General features: G+C 30.0%; 25 protein-coding genes. 2 read left to right on the plus strand and 23 right to left on the minus strand.

What is annotated here, in order from left to right:
• Positions 1-4: 4 nt before the first annotated feature.
• The 9 genes from BT997_RS06180 to BT997_RS06220 all read right to left on the minus strand — a co-directional run bounded on the left by BT997_RS06180 (position 5) and on the right by BT997_RS06220 (position 7,573).
• On the minus strand, positions 5-727 hold the full coding sequence (locus BT997_RS06180) for an ABC transporter ATP-binding protein (RefSeq protein ID WP_072680584.1): 723 nt from the start codon (positions 725-727) through the stop codon (positions 5-7).
• 2 nt (positions 728-729) lie between these two features.
• Entirely contained in the window at positions 730-1,512 is a 783-nt protein-coding gene (locus tag BT997_RS06185; protein ID WP_072680585.1) for an ABC transporter ATP-binding protein, read from the minus strand.
• On the minus strand, positions 1,512-2,471 hold the full coding sequence (locus BT997_RS06190) for a branched-chain amino acid ABC transporter permease (protein ID WP_072680586.1): 960 nt from the start codon (positions 2,469-2,471) through the stop codon (positions 1,512-1,514). Before BT997_RS06190 ends, BT997_RS06185 begins: the two co-directional genes overlap by 1 nt.
• Entirely contained in the window at positions 2,471-3,373 is a 903-nt protein-coding gene (locus BT997_RS06195) for a branched-chain amino acid ABC transporter permease (RefSeq protein WP_072680587.1), read from the minus strand. Before BT997_RS06195 ends, BT997_RS06190 begins: the two co-directional genes overlap by 1 nt.
• Before the next feature lie 14 nt (positions 3,374-3,387).
• A complete protein-coding gene (locus BT997_RS06200) occupies positions 3,388-4,509 on the minus strand; it encodes a branched-chain amino acid ABC transporter substrate-binding protein (protein WP_072680588.1) in 1,122 nt (373 codons plus the stop codon).
• A gap of 129 nt (positions 4,510-4,638) precedes the next feature.
• The gene (locus tag BT997_RS06205; RefSeq protein ID WP_072680589.1) at positions 4,639-5,298 is read right to left on the minus strand and encodes a hypothetical protein; all 660 of its coding nucleotides are present in this window, start codon (positions 5,296-5,298) and stop codon (positions 4,639-4,641) included.
• A 3-nt stretch (positions 5,299-5,301) separates the two neighbouring features.
• Positions 5,302-5,529 (minus strand): hypothetical protein, encoded by a 228-nt coding sequence (locus BT997_RS06210; RefSeq protein ID WP_072680590.1) that lies wholly within the window; start codon positions 5,527-5,529, stop codon positions 5,302-5,304.
• Between the two features lie 178 nt (positions 5,530-5,707).
• Positions 5,708-6,586, minus strand: a complete 879-nt coding sequence (locus BT997_RS06215; protein ID WP_072680591.1) for a DMT family transporter — start codon at positions 6,584-6,586, stop codon at positions 5,708-5,710.
• A gap of 39 nt (positions 6,587-6,625) precedes the next feature.
• Positions 6,626-7,573, minus strand: a complete 948-nt coding sequence (locus BT997_RS06220) for a hypothetical protein (RefSeq protein ID WP_072680592.1) — start codon at positions 7,571-7,573, stop codon at positions 6,626-6,628.
• A gap of 143 nt (positions 7,574-7,716) precedes the next feature.
• On the opposite strand from BT997_RS06220, the gene BT997_RS06225 reads away from it, so the two are divergent.
• Positions 7,717-8,397, plus strand: coding sequence for a rhodanese-like domain-containing protein (locus BT997_RS06225; protein WP_072680593.1), 681 nt, complete (start codon positions 7,717-7,719; stop codon positions 8,395-8,397).
• A gap of 37 nt (positions 8,398-8,434) precedes the next feature.
• Here the strand turns inward: BT997_RS06225 and BT997_RS06230 are convergent, their stop codons facing one another.
• Positions 8,435-9,592, minus strand: a complete 1,158-nt coding sequence (locus BT997_RS06230) for an HD-GYP domain-containing protein (RefSeq protein ID WP_072680594.1) — start codon at positions 9,590-9,592, stop codon at positions 8,435-8,437.
• A 223-nt stretch (positions 9,593-9,815) separates the two neighbouring features.
• Between BT997_RS06230 and BT997_RS15680 the strand changes: the two genes are divergently transcribed.
• On the plus strand, positions 9,816-9,947 hold the full coding sequence (locus tag BT997_RS15680; protein ID WP_258239436.1) for a hypothetical protein: 132 nt from the start codon (positions 9,816-9,818) through the stop codon (positions 9,945-9,947).
• Positions 9,948-10,010: 63 nt separating this feature from the next.
• Here BT997_RS15680 and BT997_RS06235 read toward each other — a convergent pair whose 3' ends face one another.
• From BT997_RS06235 to soxC, 13 genes are all read right to left on the minus strand, one after another.
• Positions 10,011-10,799 (minus strand): alpha/beta hydrolase, encoded by a 789-nt coding sequence (locus tag BT997_RS06235; protein ID WP_072680595.1) that lies wholly within the window; start codon positions 10,797-10,799, stop codon positions 10,011-10,013.
• A gap of 17 nt (positions 10,800-10,816) precedes the next feature.
• Complete coding sequence (locus BT997_RS06240) at positions 10,817-11,254, minus strand: DsrE family protein (RefSeq protein WP_072680596.1); 438 nt, start codon at positions 11,252-11,254, stop codon at positions 10,817-10,819.
• A gap of 14 nt (positions 11,255-11,268) precedes the next feature.
• Complete coding sequence (locus tag BT997_RS06245; RefSeq protein ID WP_072680597.1) at positions 11,269-11,745, minus strand: MOSC domain-containing protein; 477 nt, start codon at positions 11,743-11,745, stop codon at positions 11,269-11,271.
• Between the two features lies 1 nt (position 11,746).
• Positions 11,747-12,547, minus strand: coding sequence for a thioredoxin fold domain-containing protein (locus tag BT997_RS06250; RefSeq protein ID WP_072680598.1), 801 nt, complete (start codon positions 12,545-12,547; stop codon positions 11,747-11,749).
• Between the two features lie 105 nt (positions 12,548-12,652).
• The gene (gene soxB / locus BT997_RS06255) at positions 12,653-14,419 is read right to left on the minus strand and encodes a thiosulfohydrolase SoxB (protein WP_072680599.1); all 1,767 of its coding nucleotides are present in this window, start codon (positions 14,417-14,419) and stop codon (positions 12,653-12,655) included.
• 37 nt (positions 14,420-14,456) lie between these two features.
• Entirely contained in the window at positions 14,457-15,110 is a 654-nt protein-coding gene (locus tag BT997_RS06260; RefSeq protein ID WP_072680600.1) for a rhodanese-like domain-containing protein, read from the minus strand.
• Between the two features lie 93 nt (positions 15,111-15,203).
• A complete protein-coding gene (locus BT997_RS06265; protein WP_072680601.1) occupies positions 15,204-15,614 on the minus strand; it encodes a hypothetical protein in 411 nt (136 codons plus the stop codon).
• An 11-nt stretch (positions 15,615-15,625) separates the two neighbouring features.
• Complete coding sequence (soxA, locus tag BT997_RS06270; RefSeq protein WP_072680602.1) at positions 15,626-16,561, minus strand: sulfur oxidation c-type cytochrome SoxA; 936 nt, start codon at positions 16,559-16,561, stop codon at positions 15,626-15,628.
• 53 nt (positions 16,562-16,614) lie between these two features.
• Entirely contained in the window at positions 16,615-16,932 is a 318-nt protein-coding gene (gene soxZ, locus BT997_RS06275; protein ID WP_072680603.1) for a thiosulfate oxidation carrier complex protein SoxZ, read from the minus strand.
• Positions 16,933-17,001: 69 nt separating this feature from the next.
• Positions 17,002-17,451, minus strand: a complete 450-nt coding sequence (soxY, locus tag BT997_RS06280; protein WP_072680604.1) for a thiosulfate oxidation carrier protein SoxY — start codon at positions 17,449-17,451, stop codon at positions 17,002-17,004.
• A 19-nt stretch (positions 17,452-17,470) separates the two neighbouring features.
• The gene (soxX, locus tag BT997_RS06285) at positions 17,471-17,821 is read right to left on the minus strand and encodes a sulfur oxidation c-type cytochrome SoxX (RefSeq protein WP_072680605.1); all 351 of its coding nucleotides are present in this window, start codon (positions 17,819-17,821) and stop codon (positions 17,471-17,473) included.
• A gap of 11 nt (positions 17,822-17,832) precedes the next feature.
• On the minus strand, positions 17,833-19,023 hold the full coding sequence (locus tag BT997_RS06290; RefSeq protein WP_072680606.1) for a c-type cytochrome: 1,191 nt from the start codon (positions 19,021-19,023) through the stop codon (positions 17,833-17,835).
• Positions 18,992-20,332 (minus strand): sulfite dehydrogenase, encoded by a 1,341-nt coding sequence (gene soxC / locus BT997_RS06295; RefSeq protein ID WP_072680607.1) that lies wholly within the window; start codon positions 20,330-20,332, stop codon positions 18,992-18,994. The genes BT997_RS06290 and soxC overlap by 32 nt, the downstream gene beginning before the upstream one ends.
• Positions 20,333-20,337 lie beyond the last annotated feature (5 nt).

A 20,337-nucleotide genomic window follows, 5' to 3' on the forward strand; every position in this document is an offset into this window, starting at 1 on the left:
TTATTTAGTGTTTTTTTCCTAAATAAGCTTCTTGAATCTTCTTAGAATTTAGAAGTTCTTCAGCTGTTCCTTCATGGGTAATTTTACCTACTTCTAAAACATACGCACGATCGGCTAATTTCAGAGCTGCTTTTGCATTTTGCTCAACTAAAAGTACTGTTACTCCACTTTGTGCAATCTCTTTTACAGCCTTAAAAATTGCTTTTATCAAAATTGGAGCAAGTCCTAAACTTGGTTCATCTAGAATTAAAAGTTTTGGTTTTGACATGATTGCACGACCAATTGCCAGCATTTGTTGTTCACCACCAGAAAGTGTTCCAGCAAATTGTTTTCGCCTTTCTTTAAGTCTTGGTAAAATGTCATAAATCCATTCTAAAGTCTCTTTATCATGATCTTTAAGTGTATAAGCACCCATCATTAGATTTTCTTCTACAGTAAGTGTTCCAAATACTCTTCTTCCTTCAGGAGAATGAGACATACCAAGAGCAACAATATCATGTGCTTCACACTTTGTAATATCATTTTTATCAAAAACAATATGTCCAGCTTTAGCTTTTAAAAGACCAGATATGGTCTGTAAAGTTGTAGTTTTCCCAGCACCATTAGCTCCAAGAATTGTTACTACTTCACCACGTCTTACATGAATATTGATTCCTTTAATAGCAGCGATAGCTCCATAACTTACTTCTAAATCTTTTACATCAAGTAATATTTCGTTATTTACCATAGTTACAATTGCTCCTCTTCTTCATCATCTGTTCCAATATAAGCTTCAATAACTCGTGGATCATCTTGAACAAACGATGGTTCACCTTGAGAAATCTCTTTACCAAAGTTAATAACAGTAATATAATCAGTAAGATTCATTACCATTTCCATATCATGCTCAATCATCATAATACCAATATCCATTTTACTAATATCTCTAATAATCTCAGTAAGTTCTTTAGTTTCATTTTCATTAAGACCAGCTGCTGGTTCATCTAAAATAAGTAGTTCTGGATTTGCAGCTAATGCCCTTGCCATTTCTACTTTTCTTTGATTTCCATATGATAAATCACCAGTTGGTGTTGTTGCAAACTTAGAAAGATTAAAGAACTTCATAAGTTCTTCAACTTTTTTCCAAGATTCCAATTCATCTTTTTTATAAAAAGGTGTATGAAAAATTGAGTGATACCATTTTTGTTTTGATTTCGTATGATATCCAGCCATAATATTTTCAGCTACACTCATCTCTTTAAAAAGTCTAATATTTTGAAACGTTCTTAAAACACCCATTTGGGCAATTTTATGAGGTTCTGTTCCTGTAATATCTTTACCTTTGTATTTAATAGTTCCTTTTTCAGGGACATAAATACCTGTAACACAGTTAAAAAGAGTAGTCTTCCCAGCACCATTTGGACCAATAATTCCATAAATCTGACCAGGTTTTACTTTAATAGTTAAATCATCAATCGCAACTAAACCATGGAAAAATTTAGATACATTTTCTATTTCTAAAACGTATTCCATTATTTAGCTCCTTCTTCTTTTTTAGGCCTTAAAAAATTAGGTATGTTTCCAAAACTTGCAGGCCAAACACCATTTGGTCTAAGCACCATTGTAAGCACCATTGCTGCACCAAAGATTAAATATCTTGACTCTTTAAACTCTGTAAAAAGTTCTGGAAGTACAAACATTACAAATGTTCCAATAATAACACCAGGAAGTGATGCAGAACCACCTACAAGTACAATTGCAAAGAACATAACTGATTGCATGAAAGAGAATGATTCAGGAGAAACAGCTGAATACTGGATAGCAAAAACTGAACCAGCAGCACCTGCAATTGCTGCACCTAATGCAAATGCAAATAGTTTGAAATATGGAACATTTATTCCCATAGATTTTGCTGCAATCTCATCTTTATGAATATAGTATAAAGCTCTTCCATATCTTGAAGAATCTAAATTTCTAATGATTAAGAATGTTAGTAATAATAATCCAAAGGCAATATAATAAATTGCTGTATCAGAGAATAATTCATATCCAAAGATTCTAACTACATCAATACCAAAAATACCATTTGGTCCACCAGTTAATCCAAATATATCATTTGATAAAACTTGTTCAAAGATGATATTAAATCCAATAGTTGCAACTAATAGATAATCACCTCTTAAGTGAATAATTGGACCGGCTAATAAAACTGCAACAATTGCTGGAAATATAATAGCAAATGGCAAAGTAGCAATAATTTCAAAACCAAAATGAACATTTAAAATTGCTGTTGTATATGCACCAAGTCCAAAGAAAATTGCATGACCCATATTAAACACACCAGCACGTCCTAAGATAATATCTTGAGAAAAAGCTACTGTAGCAAATACTAAAAAAGTAATACCAATTGAAAGCCAAGCAGAATCAACTAACATTGGAAAAAATGCCATTATTACTATAAATAAAATAGCTATAAGTGTTGTTTTATTCATTATACTTTCTCCGCTACTTTTTCACCAAGAATACCGGTAGGTCTTACAATTAAAATTACGATTAGTAAAATAAATGTAAACGTTTCAGCCCATTCTGTTGAAATATATCCTGCAATAAGTGCATTAAATAACCCTAGCATTAAACCCCCAAGCATAGCTCCTGGAATATTACCAATACCACCAATAATTGCTGCAATAAAGGCATTTAAGCCATAAAGCCACCCCATATCAAATGTTAACGCTCTATAATAAAGTCCAATAAACAATCCACCAATAGCTCCAAGCATAGAACCAATAACAAAAATAGTCATAATAACTCTATTTACATTGATACCCATTAGTTTTGCGGCATCTTGATCAATTGCAGTTGCTCTAATAGCTGTACCCATTTTTGTTTTATTAATAAAAATAAAAAGTGCTGCCATTAAAACTGCTGATAATGCTAAAATACAAACTTGTGTAAATGAAATAATTACACCACCAAAATTCCAAGAGGTGCTTGGTAATAAATCAGCAGGAAAGATTTGCATATTTGGTCCCCAAATAAGCATAATTCCATTTTGAATTACTAATGCTGCACCAAGTGCAGAAACAACTGCACTAAGTCTTGGTGCCGTTCTTAAAGGCCTATAAGCCAGACGCTCAAGAAGAACACCTATAAAAGCCACAATAATTGCTGTTAATAAAAAGATAATAATGATATTAATAAATGAAGCCGCACTTGCCCCAAATAATTGTGTAAAAATAGTCAGTCCCACATAAGCTGAAAAGGCTACAAGGTCACCGTGTGCGAAGTTAATTAACTTCATCACACCGTAAACCATAGTATAACCTAAAGCAACCAATGCATATAAACTTCCTATAGTTAAACCATTTATTAACTGTTGAAGAAAAATATCCATTTTAATTTACCTTATTATTTTACTACTTCTTTAGTTCCATCTGCTTTCATATTATAAACAACAAACTTAGCTCCAACTCTTTCACCATCTTCTCTAATGTTGAATGGTCCAGTAATACCTGGGAAGTCTTTCATTGTATTTCTAATATAGTCAGAGATTTTTTTAGTATCAAAAGATTTTGTTTTTTCAACACCTTCAATAACTGCTCTTAAACCATCAGCATTTGTAACAGGCCAAATTGAAGGAGGATCCATTTGGAATCTTTTCTTATAATCACCTAAATACTTTTTAGCTTCTGGGTATGGTAAAATTTCTGGAGTTGGGAAGTTAATTAAAACTGTACCTTCAGCAGCTTTCCCAGCTAGTTTATAGAAATCTGGGTTATCATTTGAATCACCACCAACAAAATCAGCTTTAATTCCTAATTGAGCTTGTTGAGATCTAATTAACCCACCATCAGTATAATAACCAGAATAATAAATTACATCTGGGTTCATAGATTTAATTTTTGTTAAAACTGCTGTAAAGTTTTGAGTACCAGATTTAACTTTTCCTCTAAAAATTACGTTTCCACCAAGTGCTTTTGTTGAAGCTTCAGTTGAATCACCAAGTCCTGCAGAATATGAAGAATAATCAGATAATACTACAATTCTTTTATATTTTTTTACATTTACAAAATATTCAGCTGTAAAATCACTTTGTGAAGAGTTTGGAAATGAATTTCTAAAGAAAGTCCAATATTTTTTAGCAATTAAAGAATCAGATGTACCATCTGAAGTTTGTAATACTTTATTTCTATAATATGTAGTTTGAGCTGCTTCCGTTGCTCCTGATGTATAAGAACCAATTACTGCAAAAACACCTGCATTTACTAATTTCTTAGCACAAACTGCTGCTTTTTGAGCTTTTGCTTCATCATCACAAGTAACAACCTCAATTTTCTTACCTAAAAGACCACCTTGAGCATTCTTCTCATCTACAATAAGTTTTACAAAGTTATCTATACTTTGCCCCTCATTTGCGTATTTTCCTGTAATTGGTGCTTGTACACCGATTTTTACTGTATCAGCTGCAACTAGTGAACTAGCAACTGCTGCACTTAGTGCTAATGCACTAGCAATTTTTGTTAATTTCATATATACTCCTTATAAAATAGTCCCTATTTTACAAGGGACCTCATTTAATTACTTCTTTTCACAAAATGGCAAAGCCATTTCTAAAGAAGCAAATCCTTAAGAGAGCAACGAGTTGCTCTTGCAATCTAATTAAAAAGTAGGTTCTATAATATAGCAACCTACGCACCATTCGCCGATGTTATCAATTATATTTATCTCTCCCCCTTTAAAATTAGATTTCAAGTTCTTATGACTTGATACGATTTTATCAAACGACTCAATTATTTCATCAAGTCTTTTTTGTGTTTTCTTTCTTGCACTATTAGAAATATCAAGATAAAAAGCAAATACTCCATAATCAAGAGTAGAATCTTCTTGTCTTTCCCTTTCTAACATTTTACACATTTTTTCTACTTCACTCTTATACTCTTCTTGAACATTTCTAACACCATTTTTTATACTCATTATAACTCTTGAAATAGAATCATTATCAGTTTTATGTTCGAATCTTTCATCTAAAGTCAAACACATAACATCTTGTGTTAAATACTTTTCTTTCATAAAGTCTCTAAATCCTGCCCTATTAGGTAAAGAACATCTTAATATATCTGCAACAGTAGCATCAATAAAAATCTCTGGAGAGTTAGAAAGTTTTGCTATTTCTTGAGAAACATGGATTGTAAGAAACTTAGCAGGAGCATAAGAAAGATAAAGTTCATCTGCTGTCCAATGGGAATAATTAGCTTTTGCAGTTCTTATTCCTCTAGTTACAGCATCTATGATTTCTTCTTGATTTGGAAACTTGTGCATATTTTAACCTATATAATTTTCATCAACTTCTTCTAATATACCGCTTTCATACAATATATCTTCTATAAGACGATTTTTTGAAATATTAATTTGATTCGAAAGAATTACTAAAGCATTATCTAACTTCTTATCAATTTTAATTGTTAATTGAGATATCTCTTTTTTATCTTTTTTAGTATGTTTATTAATAACATTTTTTATAACTGCACGAGAGTTTTTTTGCTTAGCCATCTTACTCTTTTCCCTAATTAAATTTTAGTAGTACTAAAAGTAGTACTAAATTATTATTAGTCATTATTTCATAGAAAAAATAAAATGAAACTTAAAATATTAGTGATTTATATATAATTTTTATACAATTTTATAACAACTTAACTAAATAGCATGTTAATGCTATTCTAATGCTATTTTACTTACTTTTCTGTTGAATTACTAAACCAAGAATTATAAAAGATAATCCAAATAATGTGGAGATAAAAATAGGTTCATTTAATACAAAATAAATAAGTATTAATGAAAGAAAAGGAGAGATAAATATAAGATTTGCAATCTTTGCAGTATTTTCTGCTGTTTGCATAGCTTTTAACCAAAAAAGAAAAGTAATTCCCATTTCAAAAAAACCTACATATATAGCTGCTAAAATCCCTTCTATATCAGGGAAAACAATTGTTTGAGTAAAATACAAATATATTCCTATCATAGGCAATGCAAATAAGAAGTTTGAAAATAGACTTACAACAGGATCACTCTTAGACTTAGTATTAAAAATCCAATAAAGTGCCCAAAGTACTGTACTTAACAATGCAAGTAAAACACCATCAAGATTTGAAAAGTTTAAACTAAAAGGTTCACCTTTTGTAGAAATAATTAAAACACCAAAATAGCAAATTATTCCAGCAACTATATCACCAAAGGTAAGCTTTTGTTTTAATAAAGGAACAGATAAAAATGCTAACATTAAAGCCCAAGTATAGTTTATTGCTTGTGCTTCTTGGGCAGGGAGTAAATCATAAGCTTTAAATAAAACAAGATAATACAAAAATGGATTTATAGAACCTAATATTAAAGTCATAAGTGAATTAGTTTTTACATGTATACTTACTAAATGAAGTTTCTTTTGAATAATGATTACAAAAAACAATACAAAAAAAGATGACAAAGAAGCATAAAATACAAGTTCTTCTGGAGACAAATACTTTAATGAAATTTTAAAGGCAGTTGCAACTGTAGACCAAAGTAAAACTGATATAAAGGCAAATTTAAAGGCAATAGAGTTTGATTTTATAATACTTCTCCAATAAAAATTGAAGAAATTGTATCATAAGTTTTAATACATTACTTTAATTTCTAAATCCCCTTTTTCATTCATATCAAATACTATTCCCATTTGATTAAAGAAAGCATCAATGTAAAATGCTAAATCTTGATAGATTGATAAATTTATAAAACCATCTGGATAAATCTCTTTCATAGAATAAAATTCATATTGCATTGCTTCCCATATATCTTTAAAATATGAACACTCTAAATTATAATCTGAGTCATAATCTAATTCTTCTAAAGTCATGTTAAATCCATGTAAATAGCCTTGTAAATAAGCGGCTGTTTTTAAAAGAGATTTTATATCTTCTATTGAAGAAAATAGCAAATCATCTCTTTTTTTATTTATTTTAAAAGCTAAAAGCTGAGTTTTTATATTTTGACTTGCACTATTTATTTTTTTTATTAAGTTCTTTGCCATAATTTTAGGGAATTGAGTTTCTAATGCACTATTTGATGATATGTAGTTTGCTATATATTCACTCCAACACTCTTCTGCAATTGGAAATAAAATTGAACTTTTTCCTTTATACTTAGTTGTTTTCATTAAATCTTTAAATATATCAATTTTTTTATTGTTATCATGAATATGCGCAAGTTCATGGTGAATTATATGAAAAGCATCTTTATAGCTTTGTTTTTCATGACTAGTGAGAATATTTGTAATAAAAGAGGTTTTTATAACTAATACTAATTCAAAATCATCTTTTTTTGGTATTGTTAAAACTACTGCATAAGTGTCTTGATTTGCTCTATATCTATTTTTAAAAGATGTTTGATTTGCACTTGTTAAACTTTCAACATCTCTTTCAAAATTAGAGGTAATGACAATTTTTTCTAATCTTCTAAAATCTAAAGAAGAAAAATTATCTACTATATCTTTTAAAGCACTCACAACTTCTAAAGATACTTTTTCTGTTAACCCATTAATTTTTATATTTATATCTTTTAGCATAACAATCACCTCTATATATTAATTATAGAAAAAAGATATATTATTTTATTGATTCTACAAAGCTATAATTTTTATTTAAGTTTTATCATATTTTATTATTATAATATTTATTTATATTAAATTTTATACTTAGGAGAGTAAATATGAAGATTAAGTTATTAAAAATTCTTTTAATATTAGGACTTATTTCAACTGCAAATTATGCAAATGATTTAAACTTAAGAGGAGATGGTGTCTCAATTGAAAAAGATGATTCAAAGTTTATAATAAAAAGAATGCATGACGAAGAATGTCGTAAAATCAATGGTGCTGATCCTAAAAATATTTGGTCAGGTAATTATGCAAATGCAAAACTTCCTGAAAAATGTGTTAAAAAATTTGTAACAACAGTTGGTAAGATAACACCAATGAATATAAATGATAAAGTAAAAACTGTAGGAGAAGTAGAAGTTATAAAATTTATTGAAGAATCACAATCAAATGAAGATATGCTTCTAATTGATGCAAGACTTCCTGATTGGTTTTTACAGATGACAATTCCAACTGCTGAAAATATTCCGTTTACATATTTTAATAAAGATAAATATCCAGATGATTTCTATGATGTACTAGAAATGGTTGGAGTAGAAGAAATAAGTGAAGGAAAATATGATTTCTCTAAAGCTAAAAAACTTTTATTATTTTGTAATGGTCCATGGTGTCCTCAATCAACATTCGCTATTAATAACTTGATAAAAATTGGCTTTCCTCAAGACAAACTCCTTTGGTACAGAGGGGGTATGTACTCTTGGAAAATGTTAAACTTAACAACTACATCGGAATAAACAAATAAATATATTTTGCCAAATAGGCAAAATATATTTAAACTAATTGAACATGAATATCTTCAACAATTGATTTATCTAATTTACCTCTATTTACTAATTCAGACATTACACCAATTGCTTTTTTATGATTAAAAGCATCTCTGTATGGCTTTTTATTCCTTAGAGATTGATATATATTTAAAGCAGACATAAGTCTGTCTTTTAAACTTAAATCTTTTCCTTTTAATTTGTAAGGATATCCTGTTCCATCTATAGTTTCTTGGATTCTACAAGCCCAATTAGTTATATCATTAAAGCCCATTAGGTTACTTAATATTTTCTTTGTGTAGTATGGATATGATTTCATTATTTCATATTCATCATCAGTTAATTTTGATTCTTTGCATAATATATCATTTGGAATAGCAAGCTTACCAATATGATGTAATGATGCAGCAATTAAAAACGTTTGTTTATCTTTATGCTCAAAACTATAAAAATCAGCCATCTTAGAACATTTATCAATAAAATCTGTATCCTCTTCAACAAGGTCAGAAAAAATTGTAGTATAAGATAATACTTCTTCAAATGTTGGACTTGAAGTAAAATCATGTAAAGTTCCAAAAATATAAAATAAAATATCATTTTCATTTTGAATATCTAACCAAAAATCAATAGAAGAAGCAACATCAAGAAAATGATTTACTATTTCTTCAGAAAAAAGTTTATTCTCATTTCTTTCTAAAAATTTGATTATTCCTTTTCTATTCTCAATATCTTTACCACTTAAATCAAACTTTTCATCTAATAAGTGAGAAAAAGAGATGATTTGCGCTAATAAAGGAATTTCTTTCCCCGTTATACCAAATATTCCACTTCCATTATAGTATTCATTATGATACTTTAATACATTCTTATATCCGCATAAAAAAGGTAATTTGTCTACGCATTCTTGTGTAAGTTCATAATACTCTTTCGTATAATTATTCTCTTTTTTTAAAGCAATATTATGAACTAAAGAGTACGCACATAAATCCGACATTTCTTGAGGAGTTAAATTATATTTTTCTGCAATTTTTAGACTTAAAAAAGCAACTCTTTTTGAATGATTTGGAGTTGTGTTTTTTAAATCATTTTCTGCTAAATCTAATGCAATTGAAATAGAAAGTAAAAAATTATTTAAATTAAATGCAATTTGTTTCTTTTTGTCCATTACTTATCCTGATACTTATTTTTATCTCTATTATATTATTATTTTCTAAAAATAAAACTTTTAATCATTATATCTTTTACTTGACTTAAGTTTATTTATTAGTTACAATACTTTATAAATATTCACAAAAATTATAAAATGAGTCATTTAGAAGACGCTTTTTTGTTAATATTTTATTATATAATCAAAAATGATTATTTTAAATCACTAAAAAGGATAGATTATGAGTAGTTTTAAAAGAAATGAAGATTTAGACTTAGGTAAGAAAAATGACATTTTGTTTTTAAAAAGCACTACACTTTTAGCGACATTAATAATTGCTAATTATTTAGTAGTTAATACTATAATTTCTTAAAGTGTAAACTAAATTAGTTTACACTAAATTTTCTAGTATATTTTCTAATTAATAATTAGTACTTTACTCTTCTTCAAGCATAGATGTTATTGCTTCAAGTGATTCATCAGTCATATCTAAATCAATATGCCCAGCACCTTCAACTTTTATCAACTTAGCATTTAAACCTTTGTCTTTGGCTATTTTGAAAAACTCTGTTGTCACTTCTGGTTTAGAGATATCATCATTAGTTCCATAAATAAATAAGAAATTAGCATTTTTATTTATAGAATCTAGAACATCAATCATTGATATCAAATTACCTTTTTCTTCTTTATGAATATCATATCTACCACCAGCTAATGCAAAGTTTTGAACTAATTCTGGTTTCAATCCAGATAAAGTAGCACTCATCATAGCTCCAGCACTATGTCCTACTAGAGTAACAGTTTTAGCATCGTACTTTTCTTTTAATGATTTTACTAAATCTCCTAAAAATAAAACATACTCTTTTTTAGCAGCTTGATTTTTTTCACCTTTATGTGCTAAAGAAGTAAAATTATTTGTAGACGATCCAGAGTAGCCAGGAAGTGCAACTGCTACTGATGTAATATCTGTTGACATTGTTAAAGTTTCTGCAAAAGGAGCATATCTTCCTAAAGTATTTGTTCCTTCATCCCAAGTACCATGGACAATTATATTTAACTTACCTTCTACATCTCCTTCTGATTCATTATATTGAATACATTCTCCACCTGCAAAAATAAAATCTTCGCCTTTTGAAGCACATTCTTCGCTTGAAATCTTTGAAGCATATAGAGTAGAACTTAAAAGAATAGATAAACTACTCGCAATTAATATTTTCTTTAACATTTAATAATCCTTACAAATTAGTATGCAATAATTCCTGTATAACCAGCCACTTGTCTTTCAATTAGTTCAACAATCCCAGCTTGTACAAAACTAATATCTTCAATAAACTCATCATCACCCCACTTCATCGTATCCATAGTATTTCTACAACCTATAAATTCAACATCATATTCCATTAAAGAAATTATACGAGTCATAGTATCTTTATCATAATCTTTTCTTAGAGCTCTCATACCATTCCCATAAGCTACTACTACAACTTTTAATGACTCAGAAGGATACTCTTTTAAAATATTATAAATTGTACTTAGATTATGATTTATTTTATTAATTTCAGAATCATAAAATTGAATAACTATCTTTCTTGGTTCATCAAATGTTGGTTGAGGATCACTAAATGTTGATTCTGCATAAGAAAAAACTGTAATTAATAATATTGCTAAGATTTTTTTCACTTTTTATCCTTTTATTAAGAGGCAACTTTTTTATTATCTTGCCAATCTTTTAAAACTTTTACAGAAATATCTTTTGATATTTCACCACCTTCAAGTATCTTACAATATAAACCTCTACAATCTTGAACTAAAGTGGGTAAATCATCATCAAATACTGCTAAATGATTACAAATCGTACAACATTGAGTGATTTCTAATATTGTATCTCCAACTTGTAATATGCTACCTATATTATACTCATGAGGATTAAAATCAAACAAAATATTTTCACCTAAACTTCCTAGTTCAAGTTTTATTCCATTTTTTTCTGCCAAATCATAAGCATATTTACCAACAATCATTACTGCTTTTTCTTCATCTTGACCTGCAAATTTATCATCTTGAATACCAAAACCATAAATTAAATTTAATTTATTTACTTTTGGTCTAGGTAATCCACTTTGACCCTTTTTTGCACTAAATGTAGCAATTACTTTTCCAATATCATTCATATTATAGGTTTTCCTTTAATATTTCTAAGAAGTCCGGTTTAACCCAAGCTCCAGGATAAGTATTTAAAAGCTCCCCTGCACTAGTTAAAACAAAAAATGTAGGAGTCATACCTTTAAAATGTTTTTTTAAACCAAATGGTAGCTTTACAAAATCAACATCTATTTTTACAAAAATATAATCTTCATTCATCTTTTTTTGTACATCAGCTAAACCAAGTACATCTTTATCCATTTTTTTACAAAAATAACAGCTTTGTGAAGTTGCATAAACTATAAGTTGTTTACCTTCTGTATTTGCTCTATCTAATAGTTTCTGTTCATCTGGAGTTTCGGCTAAAGATTTCTTTTTTATTGGTGCTTTTTTCTGTCTATCTTCTTTATATCCCATAAAATATTGGGCTAAAAGTTCTGCTTCTTCATCAGAAATTTTAATTGGTTCTTTTTTTACATAGTATTTTAAAACATTTTCATCACAAATACTATTATTGATATCTGGATTCGCTAAATATTCTTTTAAATATTCTTCAATTTCTATTTGTCTCATATCGGAATCTTCTGGATCACCAATTCTTTTCCCACTATCCATAATTGCCCAAGCTAGCATGTTTTCCGTAGGAATTGTTAAGTTTAGTAGTTTATTATTTCTCTCAAAAAAATTCTCTTTTAATTTTTTAAATGAAATATACTCTTTATGACATGATGAACAATTATTTTCAAATAGTTTTTTTCCTTCTTGGAAGTTTGCATATAATGAAATCGTCATAAATAAAGAGAGAATTAAAAATAACCCTTTTTTAATCATTTTTGTCCTTTTTTTCAACTTAATAGATGCTTTTATTAAAACATCTATTAAATTGAGAAAAAGTATAAAGTTTCCTTTATACTTTTTTCAATCTAAACTAAAATCTTAAACGATTCCAGGGTTTCCTTTGATACCAACGATATCAGGAGTATCAACTTTTAAATTAGCAATATGCTTAACATTTTTAAGATAAGTTTCTACAGTCTCCCATACTGGTTCACCTGGTGATTTAGAACCAACAGTTGACCAACCAGCAACTTTATAGCTTTTAGAAGCTTCAAGCTTTTTACCATTTTTAGTAAGAGTCATATTGGAAATTCTTTCACCCATTTTTGCAGTTGGGTTAATTCTATAAGAAATACCACCTGTTCTTACCATATCTCCACCTTGTTGATAGAATGGATCTTCATTGAACAAGTTATCGGCTACATCTTCTAAAATAGCCTTAATCCCCTCACCAGTGATATCTCTAGCATAAGTTTCAGGATAAGTCATAGCCGTTTGAGTCATTAAATCATCAAATGTAATAGTTTGACCTGGCATTACAGAAGTTCCCCATCTAAATCCAGGAGATAATGAAATATCAGCACCTTTTACATCAATTAATGCATCACAAATAATTTGATCCCAAGAACCATTAAAGTTACCACGTCTAAAAAGTGTATTTTCAGTTGTAGCAATTTCTCTAGTTAACTCTTTTAAGAAAGGAGCTCTTACATCTTGAATATATTTTTTCATTCCTGGTTCTTCAGGTATTAAGTCTGAGAAGATTGGAAGTAAAGTAAATTTAAAGTCTTTAATTTTTCCATTTTGGATATTTAAATCAAGAACATTTAAAAATTTACCGTTTGAACCTGCATTACATACATAAGTAGTGCCAGCTTCATTTTTAACAGGATATGCTTCAGGAACACCATCATGAGTATGACCACCCATAATAAAGTCAATTCCAGTTACAACTTCTGCCATTTTTTTATCTGTATCATAACCATTGTGAGAAAGAACAATTACTGCATCTGGTTTCTCTTCTTCTCTAACTTCATCAACTAACTCTTGCATACCGTCATCATTGATAGAGAAAGTCCAATCAGGAATAAATCTTTGAGGATTTGCAATAGTTGTATAAGGGAATGCTTGACCAATAATAGCCACTCTTGCATTACCCATTTTTTTAATTGTATATGGCTTAAATGCATGTCCAGTATCTTCATCATACGCTTCAGCAGTACCTTCCATAAGTGCATCTTCTTTAACCATAACATTTTGAGCTAAGAATTCAGCATCTAGTAATTTTACATTTTCTAAAATTTCTTCAGCTTTATATGTAAATTCCCAGTGTCCAACAGCCACGTCAACACCAAGATTATTCATAGCACCAACCATATCTTTACCTCTAGTGTAAAGAGCTGTTGCACTACCTTGCCAAGTATCTCCACCATCTAATAATAGAGTTTTATCAGCACCAAAATTGTTTTTTAAGAAATCAACAACAGTTTTAATTTGTGCAAAACCACCAGTTCTACCCATAGCTTTTGCATGTTTTTCAAAGTTTACACAAGAATATGCATACTCTAATCTTTTGTCACCTTTAATACCATAATAATCTAATAACTTGTCACCTACAATATGTGGAGGTTTACCATAGTTACCATGAAAACCAAGATTAACACTAGGTTCCCTAAAATATACTGGTAAAAGTTGTGCATGAGAATCTGTCATATGCATAAGTCTTACATTACCATGAGGTTTTAATTTATAATAATCCTCTAACTTATCTGTATTTGTCATTCTTCCATGAGAGTTAGCAAATACAGGAGCGGCACCTAAAACTGCCATCATATAAACAAATTCTCTTCTACTTAATTTACTCATTTATTAATTCCTTCATTTAATTTAGAGACAATCTAAATTATTTACCTGTTCCAACTACCGTAAATCCAAGTGAAGTCCAAGCTTGCATACCACCTCTGTAGTATTTAATCTTAGAAGCTGGATATCCCATATTTAATAGTGAATATTTAGCTCTTGCTACCATACCTGGAGTTTGACCACACCAATATCCATTACAATATAATGCTAAAGTTTTAGCTTTTGAAAAATCAAGTGTTCCATCTTCTTTTTGAACAACACCCATTTCATCTTCCATCATTTCAATAGCAGTCTCTTTTTCATCAAAATTGGTAAAAGGTACATTAACTGCTCCAGGAATTCTTAATTTATCAAACCAACCTGGCTTTCTTGAATCAATAATTGCAATAGTTTCATCAGTTTGAGCTTTTTTCATATAATCAATGAATTCTAACTCTCCTAATGTTTCAACATCTTTTCCAAGACTCATTGGTTGAGGCATACCTCTATTTGTTGTTTCATATAAAGGTGAAATTTTATTTCCTGCAGTCTGATTTCTCATGATAGTGAATTTTTCATCATTCAATTCCATATCTATTGACTTAACACCTTTTGATATTGCAACAAATTTAGATGTAACTTCAGCAGCTAAACTTCCTGTTGAACATACAGCTGCAATACTAGCAGCTATTAATAATTTCTTTAAAATTGTCATCTTCTCTCTCCCTTTAATTTCATACATATACATCATATCTACAGAAAAAAAGCCAAGATTAAAATCTTGACTTTTTTTATTACTAACTAAGAATTAATACTTATACCCATCCCCTGGTACAGCCAATCTCCAAGTAGTTTTTGCTTCTTCATCTTGTGTCAATGCTGTAATAGCAAATTTACAAGCTCTTTCAGCAGCATAATTAGTTTCTAATTTAGTTTTAGACTTCTTTTTACCTTTAAAGTGCATTGGATTAACTTCTTTTGCACCTGTTTTAATAGCCTCTTCAACAGATTTAATTAAATCAGAGTTATTAACATTTAATCTTCTAAATTCTAAACCTTTTTTCTTTGCTTCTGCATTATATTTGTTTGCAGTAGCAATTACTTTTTCAATACCATTTGCTTTTACATCACAATCTTTCTTTTCATCCATTGCATGAAGAGATGTAGTAAATGTTAATGCCGCCGTAGCTGCGATTGTTAAGTTAATTAATTTTTTCATTTCATCTCTCCTTATTTTCTAAAGTCTGGACCATCAAATTTCATACCATTTGACATATATGCCATAAAGTATAATAAATCTTTCATCTCTTTGCTTGTAGCTTTTGGTGGTACTTGACCTTCATCTTTAACACAACCAGACATTCTTCTCTCAAGTGTACCTAAACCATTTGCAGGGTTTTTTGCACCCCATTTAAGTCTATATACTGGGAAATGTGTAGTTTGTCCAAGAAGTTGAGATAATGATTCGTTTCTAACTCTTTGTCCAGCACCTTGTACGTGACAACTTGCACAGTTAAGTTTTAAATACCCTCTTTGAGCATAATAATATTTTTTACCATTTTCATATGCAGCTGCAGCATCAGCACTTTCAATTTTTACATTAACAACTTTTTCTTCTTCAGTTGCAGAAGCAGCAAAAAATGATTGTAAGTGAGCTAATTTACCTTTTGAAGTTCCCCATTTCTTTTCACCATTAGCAGTTAAACACTCATTAATAGCTTGTGTAGAAGAGATAACTTCTTTTCTTTTTTCATCAAACATTGGGTAAGCAGCCCCAGCTTCAGCTGGATTTGGGAAACAGTTAGCAAAAGATTTACCATTAGCAAATTTTTTGTTATATAACTCTTCTCCAGCTTCTATCCATTCTTCTGTTGGAGGAAATTCTTTGATTTCATCATAAGAAGCTCTACCATTCTTAGAAAATGCATAGTTTCCTAAAGCAAAATCTTGGTGCTTTAATCCACTCATGATATTATTTTTTAATTCATCATCAGTTGAGTATGGGAAAAAAGTATTTCTATTTTTTTCTGGATTTTCAAACTTTGCTTCAAAATATTTTATTAAAGCAAGTCTATCTTTTTCAGCTTGTGCATTGAAATCAGATGCATTTAATGCGCAAGCAGTTAATGCAACTAATACAGTTGTCTTAGCAATTTTTAATAACATACATATCTCCTATTTATTAAGTATCTTATTAACCACTCTAAAAGAGTGATTAATTATTTAATTTTCCCTGTACTTGTGTTTGTGTCACCCTTCATATCAACCCAAGTAAACTCTAATTTATCACCTTTTTTAGCTCCAGCTGCTTCTGCATTGAACTTAAATTTAAAGTATGGGTTTTTTGATAAAAATTGTGAACTAGATACTTCATATACGATATTACCATTAACTTTTGCAACAATATATGTAATCCAGTTAGCTTCTTTTTTTGCTCTTTTTGCTTCTTGATGAGATAACATCGCGTGGTTAGCAAGTGCTTTAACAGTTACAACGCCTTTTTTTAACTTTGCTTTAATTCTAGTTTTTTTAGCCATTATTAGTTCCTTTTTTTCTTTTTTCTAATATTTTATAATTTTTGTGTTTTTGTGAAAAGTTGAATTAAATCAACCACCACATCCACCGATTGTAACTTTAACTTGTTTTGAAGCTTTATATAACTTCCCTGCATCTTCAACAATTGCAATAACATTTCCAGTTTTTTGTAATTTAATTCTAATAGAGTAATCAATGATTCCACCTTTTGGAACATCAAACACTGCAACTAAAGTTTCTGGGTTTACATCTTGTAAAATAGCAACTCTTGACCCAGCTTTTGCAGAAACAGTTACAGGGATAACTGCACCATTTTCAGCAATATCTGGAGCTTTTAATTTAACTTTACCTTCAGAAGTAGCATTTGTTCCAAAAATTTCATTAATTGCTGTATCAACTTTATCAGCTTCCCATGCTTTTGGTTTTTCTGTTCTGTAATTAACTGCACTTAAAGTTGATGGTACAACTGAAGCTGCTAATACACCTAATCCTAAACCTAAAAAATTTCTTCTTTTCATCATTGTAATTTCCTTTTATATCTTAATTAATAGTTTTTAAATATGCAACAACTGCTTTAATTTCGCCATCACTTAACCAACCACTCTTACCAAATGCAGGCATTTGTGAAATAGGGTTAGTAGTATATGGATTATAAACCTTTTCATATAATGCTTCTTCTGGCCAAGCTGACAAATATTGTAATTTTGGTCCCATGCTTCCTGGTCCATCTAATGTTTTACCATTAATATCATGACAAGCAATACAGTTACCTAATTTTTTAGTCATAAAGATTTTTTCACCCTTTTTAACTAAATCGTCACCAGCTAACGAACCAGTAACAGCTAAACCACTTATAGCAGCAGCTACAACTAAACTTTTGATTAATTTCATACTTTTACTCCTTATTTACTCTCATTGATAATATAGTCAACTATTTGTTTGAATTCATCATCAGATAGACCCATTGCCGTTCCCTTAGGAGGCATAGCATTTATACCATCAATACCATTTGTGTAAACTTCTTCTAAACCTTTTTCCATAACTTCTGCCCAAGCTTCTTTATCACCAAGAACAGGAGCTCCAATAGCTTTATTTGCATGACATGCTGAACAATATGTTGCATAGTTATCTACAATAACTGGATCTACATCACTTGCAGTAGCTTTTACAGGTTCTTTCCATGATCTTTCAGTTGATAAAGGTTCATTAACATTTGGAATTAAATCAACTTTAATTCTTAATAAAAGATCTTCAACTGGTTGTTTAATACAATCTTTCATACATCTTGTACCCTTACCATATATTGTAGGATCAGAAAGAAGTTTTTGCATGTTTTTTGGACCTTGATGAGGATCTTTAGTATCAACTTCAGGATAAAAACCTTCAACATTAGGCATTACAATTTTATTAAAATTAGATTTGCTTAAAACAAACTCTTCATCCATCTCTTCACCATCAACTTCAATTCCATTAGAAGCAAGTAAGAAAGCTGTAATAGCATATGTTTCACTGTTTGTTAATGTTTTAGGTGCGGTAAAAGGCATAGACTCTTGAATATACCAATAAAGTGTACTTGCATATGGCCAATAAGAACCAATAGTTTTTAATGCAACATCTGGATTTGGATTTTCATCAGCTGGATTAAGTCTTTGGATATGTAAATCTTTAAAACTTCCACCTGCTAATGTTGGATAACCTTTTCCTCCAGCTCCAAACTCACCATGACACATAGCACATTGAGCATCGTAAAGTTCTTCACCCCACTCAACTGAACCTTGAGCAATTTTAGGCTTACCATTTTCCATAACTGGTTTACCATGTTTCATGTCATACATAGGAAGACCTTCACCATCAGGTCTAACATCTAAGTTCCAAACTTTTACTTCTAACTTAGTAGCTTTTCTACCATTGTCATATTTTTTAGTATCTTGCATATTTAAATGATATGGTCCATACTTACCATCTTTTACTTCATACTTAACTGCTCCATCTATAGATACACCATTAGCAGAGAATAAAGATGTAGCTAAAAATACAGATAGTCCTAAACCAAGAAGAGTCTTAAGCTTTTTTGTGTTTTCTAATTTGAACATTATTACACTCTCCTTTTTTATTAATTTCCCAAGTTACGATAGCATTTCTATGATAAACAGATTCAACACCTACCGCTGAAGTCTCCTCATCAATAGTTGGTTGAATATTTCCAAAGTCATCTCTTGATCTAGAAGCTAATAATAGAGGTTTCCCATCCCATTTCATAACATAAGAGAATCTAGTCCAAGATTTAGGAAGAACTAATCCTTTAAGACTTGCTTCAATCCAGTTGTCACCACCATCAAGTGAAATATCAACACCTGTAATAGTTCCATGACCTGACCAGGCAATACCTTCAACTTCTACCATATCACCTTTTTTAAGATGAGTCCAAGGTTTTTCTGGACATGGAGAAGTAATAACAGAGTTAACTTCATTTACCCAGAAGAATCTTATAGCTTTTCCACCAGGTTGAACCATAGTGTATTTAGAAGTCTCTTCTTTAGAATGCCAAGGTTTATCTGAAATTTCTAGTCTTCTTAACCATTTAGTATTTAAGTTACCTTCCCAACCTGGAACAATTAATCTTACAGGATAACCTTGCTCAGGTCTTAAAGCTTCACCATTTTGTCCCCAAACAATCATTACGTCATCCATAGCTTTTTCAACAGGAATAGATCTAGGATTTGACGCATTATCTGAACCTTCAGCAAGCATCCATACAGCATCTTTCTTTAATCCAACATCTTCTAATACTGTCTTAAGCATAACACCTGTCCATTCAGCAGCACTCATAAGTCCCTTTTGAAACTGTAATGAATTAAACTGTGGACCTCTCCACTCAGGAGCTCCATTAGCAGGACACTCAATAAAGTAAATTCTACTTTCACTTGGATATCTTTTTAAATCATCTAATGTAAGAACAATATCTTTTTCAACTTGATCTCCACAAATCATTAGTCTCCAATCGTGTGGATCAACGTGAGCTGTTCCTCCATGATTTCTTGTAAAAAACAGACCATTAGGTGTAACAATACCTTCTGATTCATGAATTGGACACATAGAAACAGATGCATAATAATCACCAGATGAAAATATAGGGTGAGTTCTTCTAATGTTATTATGTTCGAATGGAGAAGGTAAACCATAAGGGTTTTCATTAACTAGATCTCCTAGTTTTTGCCCCCAAGGTGCCTCATTTATAATAGCTGGGTCATCAGCTTTTAATTTAACTGGTGTTAATACATTTGCAGCTGCAATTGCACCAGCTGAATAAACTGCAGTTTTTCTAAAAAAATCTCTTCTACTTAATTTCTCTTCAGAAATAGTTTCTAAATCTTTTTCAGAATTCTTGCTTACTTTCGTCATTATTC

The sequence above is a fragment of the Arcobacter sp. LA11 genome (assembly GCF_001895145.1).
Taxonomy (GTDB): domain Bacteria; phylum Campylobacterota; class Campylobacteria; order Campylobacterales; family Arcobacteraceae; genus Halarcobacter.

Excerpts from the sequence above, each read along its gene's own strand:
- BT997_RS06265 (WP_072680601.1), bottom strand. The coding sequence starts at position 15,614 with ATGAAAAAATTAATTAACTTAACAATCGCAGCTACGGCGGCATTAACA.
- BT997_RS06185 (WP_072680585.1), bottom strand. The coding sequence starts at position 1,512 with ATGGAATACGTTTTAGAAATAGAAAATGTATCTAAATTTTTCCATGGT.
- BT997_RS06225 (WP_072680593.1), top strand. The coding sequence starts at position 7,717 with ATGAAGATTAAGTTATTAAAAATTCTTTTAATATTAGGACTTATTTCA.
- soxC (WP_072680607.1), bottom strand. The coding sequence starts at position 20,332 with ATGACGAAAGTAAGCAAGAATTCTGAAAAAGATTTAGAAACTATTTCT.
- soxB (WP_072680599.1), bottom strand. The coding sequence starts at position 14,419 with ATGAGTAAATTAAGTAGAAGAGAATTTGTTTATATGATGGCAGTTTTA.
- soxY (WP_072680604.1), bottom strand. The coding sequence starts at position 17,451 with ATGATGAAAAGAAGAAATTTTTTAGGTTTAGGATTAGGTGTATTAGCA.
- BT997_RS06220 (WP_072680592.1), bottom strand. The coding sequence starts at position 7,573 with ATGCTAAAAGATATAAATATAAAAATTAATGGGTTAACAGAAAAAGTA.
- BT997_RS06260 (WP_072680600.1), bottom strand. The coding sequence starts at position 15,110 with ATGACAATTTTAAAGAAATTATTAATAGCTGCTAGTATTGCAGCTGTA.
- BT997_RS06245 (WP_072680597.1), bottom strand. The coding sequence starts at position 11,745 with ATGAATGATATTGGAAAAGTAATTGCTACATTTAGTGCAAAAAAGGGT.
- BT997_RS06180 (WP_072680584.1), bottom strand. The coding sequence starts at position 727 with ATGGTAAATAACGAAATATTACTTGATGTAAAAGATTTAGAAGTAAGT.
- BT997_RS06290 (WP_072680606.1), bottom strand. The coding sequence starts at position 19,023 with ATGTTCAAATTAGAAAACACAAAAAAGCTTAAGACTCTTCTTGGTTTA.
- BT997_RS06235 (WP_072680595.1), bottom strand. The coding sequence starts at position 10,799 with ATGTTAAAGAAAATATTAATTGCGAGTAGTTTATCTATTCTTTTAAGT.
- soxZ (WP_072680603.1), bottom strand. The coding sequence starts at position 16,932 with ATGGCTAAAAAAACTAGAATTAAAGCAAAGTTAAAAAAAGGCGTTGTA.
- BT997_RS15680 (WP_258239436.1), top strand. The coding sequence starts at position 9,816 with ATGAGTAGTTTTAAAAGAAATGAAGATTTAGACTTAGGTAAGAAAAAT.
- BT997_RS06190 (WP_072680586.1), bottom strand. The coding sequence starts at position 2,471 with ATGAATAAAACAACACTTATAGCTATTTTATTTATAGTAATAATGGCA.
- BT997_RS06200 (WP_072680588.1), bottom strand. The coding sequence starts at position 4,509 with ATGAAATTAACAAAAATTGCTAGTGCATTAGCACTAAGTGCAGCAGTT.
- soxA (WP_072680602.1), bottom strand. The coding sequence starts at position 16,561 with ATGTTATTAAAAATTGCTAAGACAACTGTATTAGTTGCATTAACTGCT.
- BT997_RS06210 (WP_072680590.1), bottom strand. The coding sequence starts at position 5,529 with ATGGCTAAGCAAAAAAACTCTCGTGCAGTTATAAAAAATGTTATTAAT.
- soxX (WP_072680605.1), bottom strand. The coding sequence starts at position 17,821 with ATGAAATTAATCAAAAGTTTAGTTGTAGCTGCTGCTATAAGTGGTTTA.
- BT997_RS06250 (WP_072680598.1), bottom strand. The coding sequence starts at position 12,547 with ATGATTAAAAAAGGGTTATTTTTAATTCTCTCTTTATTTATGACGATT.
- BT997_RS06205 (WP_072680589.1), bottom strand. The coding sequence starts at position 5,298 with ATGCACAAGTTTCCAAATCAAGAAGAAATCATAGATGCTGTAACTAGA.
- BT997_RS06195 (WP_072680587.1), bottom strand. The coding sequence starts at position 3,373 with ATGGATATTTTTCTTCAACAGTTAATAAATGGTTTAACTATAGGAAGT.
- BT997_RS06230 (WP_072680594.1), bottom strand. The coding sequence starts at position 9,592 with ATGGACAAAAAGAAACAAATTGCATTTAATTTAAATAATTTTTTACTT.